Origin of the sequence: Paralimibaculum aggregatum (assembly GCF_030270585.1) — a bacterium.
GTDB classification, from domain to species: Bacteria; Pseudomonadota; Alphaproteobacteria; order Rhodobacterales; family Rhodobacteraceae; genus Thermohalobaculum; species Thermohalobaculum aggregatum.
On record NZ_BSYI01000074.1, the window covers coordinates 1 to 12271 of the forward strand.

At 69.5% G+C, this 12271-nt stretch carries 3 protein-coding genes; all 3 read right to left on the bottom strand.

What is annotated here, in order from left to right; all coding sequences use genetic code 11:
• Positions 1-78 precede the first annotated feature (78 nt).
• The 3 genes from QSJ97_RS23690 to QSJ97_RS23700 all read right to left on the bottom strand — a co-directional run bounded on the left by QSJ97_RS23690 (position 79) and on the right by QSJ97_RS23700 (position 11677).
• Entirely contained in the window at positions 79-555 is a 477-nt protein-coding gene (locus tag QSJ97_RS23690; RefSeq protein WP_285674927.1) for an SMI1/KNR4 family protein, read from the bottom strand.
• Between the two features lie 11 nt (positions 556-566).
• Positions 567-5423, bottom strand: a complete 4857-nt coding sequence (locus tag QSJ97_RS23695) for an HNH endonuclease (RefSeq protein WP_285674928.1) — start codon at positions 5421-5423, stop codon at positions 567-569.
• Between the two features lie 179 nt (positions 5424-5602).
• On the bottom strand, positions 5603-11677 hold the full coding sequence (locus QSJ97_RS23700) for a cadherin-like domain-containing protein (RefSeq protein ID WP_285674929.1): 6075 nt from the start codon (positions 11675-11677) through the stop codon (positions 5603-5605).
• Positions 11678-12271 lie beyond the last annotated feature (594 nt).

Below are 12271 nucleotides of genomic sequence, written 5' to 3' on the forward strand. Positions count from 1 at the left end.
CGACAATCAGTATCGCCGACCGATCTCCCCCCCGGCTCGGGATCACGAGGAACGGTCAGGGGCGGTTCTGCCGGCGGTTCAGGACAGCTTTGCCAGGAGGTCCCCGAAGCTGTCGGCGACGGGGAGCAATGCCTTGTCGTAGTCCGGGTCCTCGTACTTGTCGGCGAAGGTCATCTTCGGCGGGCCTACCTCGCGATAGTCGAGGCAGAAGACGCCGGCGGCGCTGTTCGATCCGATCGGCAGCATGCGTTCGGCCCAGGGCTGGCCGTCGGCCCAGTCGCGGAACGAGCGGAGCGCGCCGAAGACGTTGTCGGGATCGAAGAGGAATTCCCGTTCGGTCGAGACGAAGAAGAGCGCGACGAATGTCGATCCGCCCTGCGCGCCCTCGCCGAAGCTGACGCGGCCGTGCCGCGGCGCCTGCCCGGCATGCTGGCGGACCACGCGGCGGTAATCCTCGGGCAGTTCGAGGCCGGTGTGGCGTTCGAGCTGCGCGAGATCATCCTCGGTCGGAGCCGGCCTGCCGGACAGATAGCTCATCCATTCGATCTCGATCATCGCTCCCAGCCTCAATCCTTGCTGCGCCCGCCGGCCCAGGTCCGCATGCCGCCATAATGCTTGAACGCGTCGTGAATCTCACGGTCGACGAGCTGCATCTTCCCGACATCCTGGTGGTGGTGCCAGGTCAGGCCCGGCGGCGAGCCGCCGGAGGTGTCGGTGCGGATATAGGCGACCTGCGCATCGGTCAGCCCCATCCGGGCCTGCAGACCGGGATCCTTGTCGAGCGCCTCGGCGAGCATCGCGTTGCAGCGCTTGAAGTGATCGGTGTCGTTCTGCCGCAGCATCGCCGGCTCGAGGAAGATGTCGGCCTTCGAGTCGAGGATCGGGAAGCCGGTCTCGTCGTATTCGAGCTCGAAGCGGCGGATCTCCGTCGTGTCCCCGACCGTGGTCTCCACCTCCCGGACATAGGTCACGCGGCCATCCGGGTGGACCTGCACATCGACGACATCCTTCACCGGCCCTGTCAGGGTGCGCATCTCGTCTCCGACCTGAAGCTGGTTCTTCGGCAGCTTTATCTCCCGTCCATCGGGCAGCGTGAAGGTGAATTCCTCGTCCGGATGCGCCCGGATGTTCGGCGGATCGCCGATCTTCGCCGGCCTGCCATCGACCTGCGCGGCGGCGCCGGCGCCGCCCAGCGTCACCTTCTGCGGGCCGTCGGGCACCATGCCGGAGCCGTCGAAGCGCATCTTCGGATGACGCCGGTCATAATGGCGCAGATGCGGCGGGCCGCCCTCGGCATCGGCCACCCAGCAATGCCCCCTCGGGACATGCCGCTTCGGATCGAACTGGGCGGGGTCGGCCGGCGCCGCCTCGTGCGGCCAACCCCGGGCCTCGGCATCGCCGGCCCCCTTGCTGGCCGTGCCGATCCAGCCGCGCCCCGGTCCCGAGGCCAGGGTCTCGAGGCGCCCCCGTTCGAGGAGGATCGCGTTGTTCAGCTCCTCGATCCGCAGGCGCACCCGGGCCGCACCGTCGGCATCCAGCGTCCCGGAATTGAGCAGGCGGAGGTTCAGATCGATCTCCGAGCCGAGCTTCTGGATCTCGAGCTTCACCTCCCAGCCGGTCGATCCGATCGGCGGCGCCTCGTCGGAGCCGAGGAGCGCCTTCAGCCGGGCCTTCAGGCCGCCGGCCGCCTCCACCTGGTTCGCCACCTGGGCGTGCAGGTCGAGGATCTCGCGCGGCACGGTGCCGTTCTGCTCGATCCTGATGTTGCGGACCGGGCCGCCCGGCTTCTCCGGCGGGTCGAAGGCGACGCGCATCCGGCCCGGCGGCAGCTCGGGATCGTTTGCCACCGTGACGAGGTTGAACGGCGAGCCGTGCTCCAGCTGGTTGCGCGTGCGGGTGAAGCTGAAACCATCGGTGAAGCGCCCGCCGCCGGCCTTGGCCGAGGCGCCGGTCATGCCCGCGGTGAAGCCGAGCTGGAGCAGCGCCATGGTCTTCTGCTCGTCGGTCATCTTGTCCCAGTTCACCGAGAGCTGGGCGATCTGGTCGGCCATCGAGGCGGCGTCGACGATCGAGCCGGAAACCGTCAGGCAGGCCACGAGGTTGGACCCGAAGCGGCTCATCTTCGAGCCTTGCTGGAGCAGCCTGGCGGCGCGCATGCCGCCGCCGATCGCCGTGACCGAGAGCACGCTGGTGGCGGTTTCCAGCAGCAGGCCGCGGGTCGTCGGGTCGGTCACGTCGGAGATGTCGTATCCCTTGCCGGCGCGGTCGGCGAGCTTGGCCCCGCCGCGGCCCGCGGAATAGGCTGCCGCCACCCCGACCACCAGCGGCGCCGCCGTGCCGCCCGAGCCGACGAGGATCACGATGCCCGCGACCGTGCCGGCGACCATGGCCGCGACGTCGAGCGCATCCCAGACCCATTTGCCGTTCGACGGGCTGGCGCTCGTCACGAGCGCGCCGCCGAGCTCCAGCCCCGTCGGATAGGTGAGCTTGCCGGGCGGCAGCTCGTTGTCGTCCTTCCAGTGCTTGGCATCGGTGTAGCGCGTCCTGCCGCGGTGGCCGACGAAGATCACGCCGCCATTGTCGGACTCGATGCGCAGCACCTTGAAGACCGCGGCGCCCTTCTCGTTGGAGGTCCAGATCACCGGGATCGGGGTGATCGTGGGGCTGCCGCCCAGGGTCTTGATATGGCCCTGGATGAACTGGATCGGGCCCTCCGCGGTGTCGGAATAGTAGGCGTGCTCGAAGCCCGCCGCGAGGCGCTCGGCCCGGGCTGCCGGGTCCTCGTCCGGCCCGGGCAGGTTGTTCGGCGGAATGCCGAGCAGCTGGCCGATGGCATTGTGCATCGCCGCCTTGTCCTTGACCGGGTCGAAGGTCAGCGGCCGCGTGGCCCTGGCCTCGGCGATGGCCTTCTCGCCAAAGGCCGCGGCGACCTTCTCGCTCTCCCAGCCATCGGCGATGTCGGCGGCGCTCCAGCCCTTGCCGCCGGGCGGCGGCGCCATCTGCGTCAGCGCCCAGGTCCGGAGGGCAGGGGCGATCTCCTCGCCGAACAGCAGCTCGCGCCCGCCCTCCTCGGCGAGCGCCGCGCCGATCCGTCGCTTCAGCGCGTCGCGGTCGATGCTCTGGCCCTCGGCCTCCGGGATCATGTGCGCGAGCGCCTCGGCCCAGATCTGCCGGCGCCGGTCGGTATCGACATGCTCCGCGGTGGTCGCGGCAAAGACCTCGCGCAGGAAGGGCAGGGTCTCCCGGTTCACCACGTCATCCTTCAGCGCGACATCGACGAGCGCCGCCTGCTGGTCCCGCGTGATGCCGGGGTGGAACGGGTTGCGCCGGTCGTAGTCGCTCGACAGCGAGGTGATCTCCTTGCGCAGGCCGCCGGTCAGGAACTGGCCCGCCTTGGCGCCGCCCATGAGCGGGATCACCGCCTGCATGAAGTGTTCCGGCGAGACGATGGCCGCCTGGTGGTAGAGCTCGGTGTGCAGGTTGCGCGCCTCGGTCGAGCGGAACGCGCCGGAGCCTCCCCTGAGTTCCTGCTGGGTCTGGAAGATGCTGCCGGCGGCCTCGACATAGCTTTCCGACAGCCAGCGCGACATCTCCCGGTCGTCCCTGAACGCGGCCGAGAGCTCGGCCATGTTCTCCGCCGCGCCGTCTTCCCCCGCATGGGGCGAGTAGACCCAGACCCGCATTGCGCGCTGGACGAGATAGTGCTTTTCGTCGTCGCTCAGCCGGCCGAGATAGCTCTCCCCGCGCAGCGCGGCGGCAAGGCGCGTGCCGCCGACCTCGTTCTTGCCGATATCGGTGTCGAGGAAGCCGCTTTCCTCGGCCATCGCCTGCGACTGGATCCAGTATTCCAGCCGCGCCGCATCCGCGCCGCGCTCTGGGAGCCCTTCGGCCAGCAGGTCCGCGCCCTTGTTCTGCTGCGCATCGAGATCGACGATGTCCTCGAGCTTCCCGCCAAGCTCGGAGGCCATGAGGGTGCGGACCAGATCGGCGCCGCCTTGCCCGCCGATCGCCGTTCGCAGCCGCTCGATCAGCTTGTCGAGCGCGTCGGTTCCCTGCGTCTCCAGCACCCGGCCGAGCTTGTAGCGGAAACCCGCGAGCATGCGGGCGAGCTGCGGGTCGTCGGCCCGGCCGAGGAACTGCTTGACCTCCTCGTCGTAGAACGCCGCGATCTTCGCCCGCGCCTCCGCCTTGGGGTCCTGCCCGGCGATCTCGTCGTCTCCGGCGCCGCCGGCGATCCGGTCCGCATCCGGCGCCCCGGCAAGCTGATCCCGGCCATCCTGCGGCGGCGCCATGCCGAGCGCGGCGCGCAGTTCGGCCAGCCCGGTCTCGGCCACCGGGCGCTCGCCGCCCTTGATCGCCGCGCCGATGGACCTGCCCAGGGCCTTGAGCTCAGCCAGCCGTTCCGGGGCGAACGCGTCCTTCCGCCGTGCCAGCTCCGCGTTCAGCGCGCGGTACTCGTCGAGCAGCCCCGCCGTCCAGTCCTGCAGGCTGACCGCGGGCTGCGCCGGGTCGGAGCCGGCCGGCGCCGCGGCCGGAGGCGGGTCGCCTCCGTCGCCGGGCCCGGGCGCCGGCGTGCCGGGCGTCGCTCCGGCCGCGTCGCCCTCGTCATCGGGTGCATCGAGATCGAGGCCGTCGAGCTGCTCGTCCTCGGGCGTGTCCTCGTCCGCGCCGTCGATCTCCTCGCCGCCCGCGAGGATCTTCACCTTGGAGAACTGGGTGACGCCCAGCTTCTTCAGCATCAGCCGGACGCGCTTGGCCAGCGACGGGATCCGCCGGCCCTCCACATGCAGGCAGAGCGTGCGCGTGCCGACCCCCTCGTCGTCATCCATCTCGCCGGCAAGCTCGAGCGTCCCGGCCCGGCCGAAGGTGAACTTCTTAGCGCCCGCAGCCTTCTTCAGCACGTTGGCGAGGCCGCGCGGGTCCTTCGTCATGTGGAAGTTGAACCGCATCTCCTCGGGCAGGTTGCTCGGCAGCCCCAGCGCGAAGCTGACCTGGCCGCGCTTGATCCGCGGCGCCCATTTCCGGAGGAAGGCGGCATGCGCGGCCGCATCGCCGAAATCGCCCGCTGCCACCACCTCCTCGAGCGGCTCGAGCTTCTTGCGCGCGGCATCGATCTCGCGCGCCAGCGGCTTGCCCATGACCGCGACGGTGTTCGAGAGGTCGGCCTTGCGCTTCTTGTCCTTCTCGGATTTCTCGAGCGCCTTGGCCTCGGTGGCGACCGCCTTGCCCGCCGCGGCAAGCGCCGCGAGCGCGCTCTCCATCGCCTTGATCGCAGCCTCGGGCTTCTCCTTGCGCAGGCCCGCCTCGGCCTTCGCATAGTCGTCGAGGGCCTTCTCGAAGGCGGCGGCAGACTTCTTCAGCCCGTCAGGGGCTTCCTTCTTCCACCAGGCCTTCGTCAGGGTGATCGAGGATCCGCTCTTCACACCGAGCCTCCGCGACTGCGGTGCACGACAGTGTCATCCGAGCCCGCGCAACGCCCCACGCAGAATGGCTTCCCCAAGGAAAGGCTGGTCCGAATCGTGACGCAGTGTCAATCCACGATGCTTGACCGACCCTCCGGGCTGCCGCCGCGCCCGCGGCCGTGCGGCCGGGCCGGCCAGCGTCAGGCGAGAAGCAGCAGGCCGTCGTCGATGGCGTTCGCATGCAGGTCCCGGACCTCGTCCGAGCAGGCGAAGGCGATCAGGAGATCGCCGCGGTCGAGCGCGCCGGAACCGATGGCGTCGGTCCAGAACGCAATCCCCGGCTCGTCCCCCTCGCGATCCGTCGCGTTGCGGTAGACCGAGCGGACATAGTCCTCATCGTCCAGAAGTCCGCCATGGATCGCGGCGAACTCGTCAGCCGAGGCAAAGGCATCGGCAATCGGGTCGATCCCGACGCCGGCGGCGATCTGCGCGTTCCAGAAGGTGAGGCCCAGGATGTCGGGCATCCGGTCGAAGGCCGCGAGATAGATCAGCGCGAGCTTGGTCAGAGTCTCGCCGGTGTCGACCACGATGGTCGCGTCGGTGAGCTCGATCTGTTCCACGGAGACGAGATCGATCGGTTCGCCGTCCACCGGCAGCAGGCGGAAACCGCCGTCGATCGGCTCGATGGCGATCTCCGCGAGGGTGACCGGAAGCACGGCCGTGTCCTCCCCCGCGCCGCCCTCGACGCGCCGCGCCGTGTCGAGATCGTCGAACTCGAAGCGGTCGTCGTCCTCGGTGCCGGGGACGCGCTCGACCTCGGCAGGCAGCTCGAACAGGATCGTCACGCTCGCCGTGTCGGTGCCGCCTTGCCCGTCCGACAGGACATAGGAGAACCCGTCGCTCACGGTCGTGCCGGGCGCCGCGCCGTCGAAGGCGTCGCCGGGATCGTAGGAGAAGCCGCCCGATGCCTGAACCGTGAGCATCGCACCCGAGGCGAGCGCGATGGCGGTGCCCGGAGGCTCGCCCCCGGCCGATGCGATGGCGAGCGGGTCGCCATCGGCATCGCGATCCGGGCCGGTACCGTTGTCGGCCAGCAGATCGCCGGCGACAGGCGCGATGGCGGATCGCAGGAACCGGTCATCGGCCGCGAGGGGAGGGGAGTTGGCCCCGCCCGGCGGCGTGTCGGGATCATCCGGGTTGTCCGGATCGCCGGGGTCGCCCGGATCGCCGGGGTCCGGGTCGTCCGGCCCAACCGGGGGCGGCGTATCGCTGCCGGTGACCGTGATGGTCAGCATCGCCGTCGTCTTCGCGCCGAACGGATCGGCGACGGTGTAGATCAGGGTTTCGGTCGCCGTCTCCCCGGCGCCGAGATCGCCGAACGCGCCCCCGATGGTGTAGCGTACGGCAGAGTCGGCCAGGATGTCGGCCGAGCCGCGCAGGCCCGCCGTGTCGAGCGAGACCACCGTCAGCCGGTCGCCCTCCGGGTCGCTGTCATTGTCGAGCACCGGCACGAGCAGCGCCGTGTCGGGCAGCAGCAGCGCGGCGCTGTCGTCCCCGGCCGATGGCGGATCGTTCACGGGCTCGACCGTGACGCGCGAGCTGATCGAGGGCGTCGCGCGCGCGCCGGCGTCGTCCTCGACCTCGTCGAGCCGGACCTGCCGCACCCCCGCGCTCGGGTTCTCGCCGGCCACGCTGAAGCCGATCCCGTCGAGCAGGGCGGCCGCCTCGCCCGGATTCAGCCCGAGCCCCGAGAGCGTCACGCTCACCCGGTCGGCATTGCCCGAGACCGTGGCCGTGCCGCCGCCCGGAAGCGATATCGTGGTGCCATCCGTGAGCGCCAGCGCCGCGCCGTCGATGGTCAGCATCTCAAGCGCGCCATCCAGAAGCCCGGAGATATCGAGGCCGATGCCGTCGATCCGCTGGCCCGCCTCGACCGGATCGAGGATGGCGCCGGAGAACACCGCCACCGGATCGGCGTTCTCGATATAGGTCGGGTCGGTGCCATCGGCCTCGATCTCGGGCGCGTCCTCGACCGATCCGACGGTGATCGCGACGGTGTCGGTATCGCTGTCCATGCCGCCATTGGCCGTGCCGCCGTCGTCCTGGGTCGCGACGGTCAGCGTGTCGGCGCCGAAGAAGTCGGCATCCGGCTGATAGCCGAGCGTGGCCAGCGTCGCGTTCACATCGGCGAGGCTGCCCGCCAGGGTCACCGCGTCGGTGCCGTTCTGCGAAACCGTCGCCGGCCCCGACACCGAGAGCGTGCCATGCCCGACCGAGAGCATCGTCGTGACCGCATCGCCCTCGACATCGGCGATCGAGACGGAGGGGATCGCGAGGGCGGTGTCCTCGTCGGTCTCCTGCGGCCCGGGCACCGAGTTCACCGGCGCATCGTTCACGCTGAGCACCGTGATCGCGACGGTGTCGGTATCGCTGTCCATGCCGCCGTCTGCCGTGCCGCCGTCGTCCTGGGTCGCGACGGTCAGCGTGTCGGGCCCGAAATAATCGGCATCCGGCTGGTAGCCGAGCGTGGCCAGCGTCGCGTTCACATCGGCGAGGCTGCCCGCCATGGTCACCGCGTCGCTCCCGCCCCCGGATATCGCTGCCGGCCCGGATGCCGAGAGCGTGCCATGCTCGACCGAGAGCATCGTCGTGATCGCATCGCCCTCGACATCGGTGATCGAGACGGAGGGGATCGCGAGGGCGGTGTCCTCGTCGGTCTCTTGCGCGCCCGGGACGGTGTTTTCCGGCGCGTTGTTCAGGCCGGTCACCGTCACCGTGACCGCGGCGGTGTCGAAGCCGCCGCTGCCATCGCCGATCTGATAGGTGAAGCCGTCGGTGTCCTCTTCTCCGGCGCTCAATGCGTCGAATGCCCCGGCGGCGTCATAGATGAAGCTGCCATCCGCATTCAGGGTCAGGCTGGCGCCGGAGGCGAGCGTGACGGTCTCGCCGACATCCGCCGCCGCGCCGTTGACCTCGGTCACCGTGAGCGTCGGGCTGTCCACGTCGCTGTCGGCGCCGCTGCCGTTGTCGGAGAGGACATTGCCCCCGCTCAGCACAATGTTCGCGGGGGTCTCGAAGGCGTCGTCCTCGGCCACCGGCGGATCGTTGACCGGATCGACCATGATCGCGAAGCTCTGGTCGGCAAGCGTGTTGAGCCCGTCGGAGACCGAGAAGCCGAAGCCGTCCTCCGTGGTCTCGCCGCCATCGTGCTGGTAGTGCAGGAGCCCCGCGTCGATATCCGCCTGGGTGAAGCTCGCGCCGAAGCCGAGCACGGTCTCCCCCGCGGTGAAGAGCCCGTCCGGCGTGGTGTCGAGGAACAGCGTGCCGTTGGCGACCGCCGTCGTGACCTCGTAGATCACCCCCCCGGCGGCCGCCCTCCCATCGGTGCTCGCCAGCGCCGCGGCGCCGATCTCGGCGGCCGTGCCCTCGTCGAGCGTCGCGCCCGCGTTGGTGTCGACCGCAGGCGCGGTGTTGTCGAGCGTGAAGGTCTCGGAAACCGGCGCCGTGGTGACAAGAAGCGGCTGGCCGCCGGCGACCGACGTGATGTCCTGCGTTGCGGCGAGCTCGAGCCCCACCGTGCCGTCGAAGCCCGCGAGATCGCCGCCGATCACCCGGAATGTCCACTCCGCGCCGCTGCCGGAGAAGTAATCGACCGATGCGGTGCTGCCGCCGGTGATGGCGAGGTCGGCCGCATCGACGGTCACCGCCTCGCTGAAGGTCAGGGTGAAGGCGAGGATGTCGGCATTGGTCAGCTCGATCAGGCCGAGTCCGCGGGTGATCGAGACGATCCCCGGCACGTCGCCGGGCTGGATCTCGTAGGCGCCGAGATCGTCGAGCCCGCCATTGGCGACGCCGGCGATATCGATGCCGCGGAGCAGGCCGCGCGCATCGCTCGCCAGGCCGGAGGTTGCGGCATCGATCGCCGGATTGTCCGCCGCGGCGCGCAGCGTGACCGTCTCGACATCGCCGGCGGTCAGCGCCAGCGCGCCGCCGGTGCCGTCGAGATTGGCGAAGACGGTGGCGGGCGCCTCGGTGCCGGTGATGCTGTTGGAAACGACGGTGCGCGGGCCGGAGGTCTCGGCATCGGTGCCGGCGGTGTTGCCGAGCACGATGCTGTTGGCGATGGTGACGTCGCCGCCGGCATTGCCGGTGCCGATGGCACCGGGCGTGTTGAAGAAGCCGCCGCCGGAATCCGCGGCGCTGTTGCCCGTGATCGTCGTGCTGTCGAGATCGACCCGCCCGCCGGTGGAGTTGCGGATGCCCCCGCCATCGCCGACCCCGCCCGCGCCCGCCGTGTTGCCGGCGACGGTGGCGTTCGCGAGGGAGAGCGTGCCGAAGGCGGTGTCGATGCCGCCGCCCGAGGCCTGGGCCGTGTTGCCCGAGATCGTGCTTGCGGAGATGTCGGCAAAGCCGAGATTGCTGATGCCTCCGCCGGCGCCGAGCTCCGTGGCATTGCCGGCGACGGTGCTGTTGGTCACCGTCAGGATCGAGGCGATCTCGGTGCGGATGCCGCCGCCGAAGCGCTCCGCGACGTTCCCCGATATGCTGCTGTTCGCGATCGCCAGCTCGGCGCCGAACGCCACGTGGATGCCGCCGCCGCGCTCCGCGGCGCTGCCGACCGAGCCTTCCGCATAGCCGCCGGTGACCACGAGGCCGTCGATCTCCACCGTGCCGTCGGTGATCTCGAAGACCCGCGCGTTGTCCGAGAGCCGGTCCGCCACGTCGCCGTTGCTCGCGGTGTCGGTGATCGTGTTGCCAAGCGCATCGGTGGTGGTGAGGTCGTCGCCATCCGCATCGCCCGAGACGGTCACGTCCGGCCGGCCGTCATCGTCGAGGTCGGCGTCGATCTCGACATCGTCCGAGATCGTCAGGGTGCCGAGCCCCAGCCGGATCAGGCTCGCCGCCCCGCCGGTGAACACCGTCTCGTCGAACAGGATGCGGCTCGGCCCGACGGCGTTGTTGGCCAGATGCAGCGCCTCGCGCAGGCTGAGATCGCCCGCGCCGCCCATGTCGGCGATGTTCGCCCCGGCCGAGGCGTCGTCGAGCTCGTCGTCGGCCGTGGTGACGATCAGCGGGTCCGGGATGCGCATCTCCACCGCGCCGGCATCGGCGGTGTCGAGGGCGCCGCCATTGGCGATGCCCGGGAAATCGATGGCGCGGAACTCGCCGCGCGCATCGGTGAGCAGCCCCAGGCCGACCGCCGTGCCGATATCGATCGCCGGGTTGTCGTTGTCGACGCGGAGCAGCACCGTCGGCAGGGGGCCGCCATTGTCGCGCAGCATCCCGCCTTCGGTCACCGGGTCGATTTCCGCGAAGTAATCCGCCGGATCGCCGCCGATGATCGAGTCCGTCACCTGGTGCGGCGGAGTGACAAACTCTGCCGCGAACAGCGGCAGTGACCCATTTCCGGAAATGATGCTGTTCGTGATGCCAAGGTTGCCTCCAGCCGCTTCGAACACCGCAAAATCAGCGATGTTTCCGGTCATCGTCGTGTGGACAATGTCAAAATCCGAACCAGACACGCCGAAAAGGAAATTAGGCGTGAAAGAATCCGTGATCGTGGAATTCACCAGGCTGGCAACCGAATCTTCGATGTATAACAGGTTAGAAAAGGAATCCGCGCGGTATAGGTTGAGATTTCTGGCCTCCAGCGTGCCGTTTATTTGAGAAATACCTTCGATGAAGATAGAGTCGGACAGGAGAACGGTATCGAGGACGGTGGTCCCGCCAACGTTGGAAATCGCGGAAATGCTGAAATTGCCGGATATCGAACTGTTCGTGACGGTGATGGAGGAGCCTGCTCCGCCGACGATCATGGGTAGAGGGGGATCCCCGTTCGGAACCGCCCCGGTGATGACGAGCCCGTTCAGCGTCGCCGTTCCGGCGATCTCGAAGATTGTATCGAGGTTGTCGGAGTTCTCCGGAGTAGTGAGCAAGAGTACGCTGTCATCCGAGATGAGGTTGCCCAGAAGATCCTGGACCAGCGGGTCGTCGCCGTCGACATCGCCGGTGATGGTGATGTCCGGCCGGCCGTCGCCATCGATATCGCCGTCGATGACGGTCTCGCCGGTGAGCGTCGGCAAGGTCGCGGTCAGATGGATCGTGCCGCCAGAGAGCGCCGGGGCGAAGGTGATGGTGTCCGGTGCGCCCGCCTCGCCCGCTGGGGCGTCGAAGCCCGCCATGTCGGTGTTTGCGGCGATGATCGCCTCGCGCAGCGATACCTCGCCGTCGACGCCGATGACGTCGTCGAGCGTCGTAACGACAATGGCTGACATGAGATCCTCCAATGACTTGCGTGCCGAGGCGGCTGCGACATGGGGCGAATCCTAACGCATTTGGAGTATTCCGCAACGGAAGCATCCGACGGGCAGCGCCGCGGGACCGGATCGCCTCGGCGGAGACAGGCAACCGGGCATCGGCCGCGGGCTCTCGGGATCGTGGCGAACGGGCCGGGCGCGGTGAACCGGCCAGGCGGCAACCGCGTCGCGGGGGCGGCAAGGCGTCGGCAGGAGCCGGGATGCCGCGGGCCGATCGGGAACGAACGGGTGGCGCGTGGCGGCAGCAGCCGTTCCGCACCCCCGATCCTCGGCATGCGCGGCCTTCAGGCGGCAAGCGGAGGATGACGTCTGCCCGGTGCCCGTCCGCCGCTGGCGTCATGGCGGGAGCGGCAGGACGGTCGCGCCTGCAATCCTTGGCCGCCTCCGGCACGCTCGGGAGCGGCTCAGCCGCCGCGCTCGCGGCCTGTCATGCTGTCGATGATCGTTCCAGGTGCCTTCCACCTTCCCGCAAACGGCAGGGAAGAAAGGCCAGGCGGACAGATCCGGCAGGGCGCGGCGAACCGGGGGCGCAAAGGGGGCATCCCTGAACGT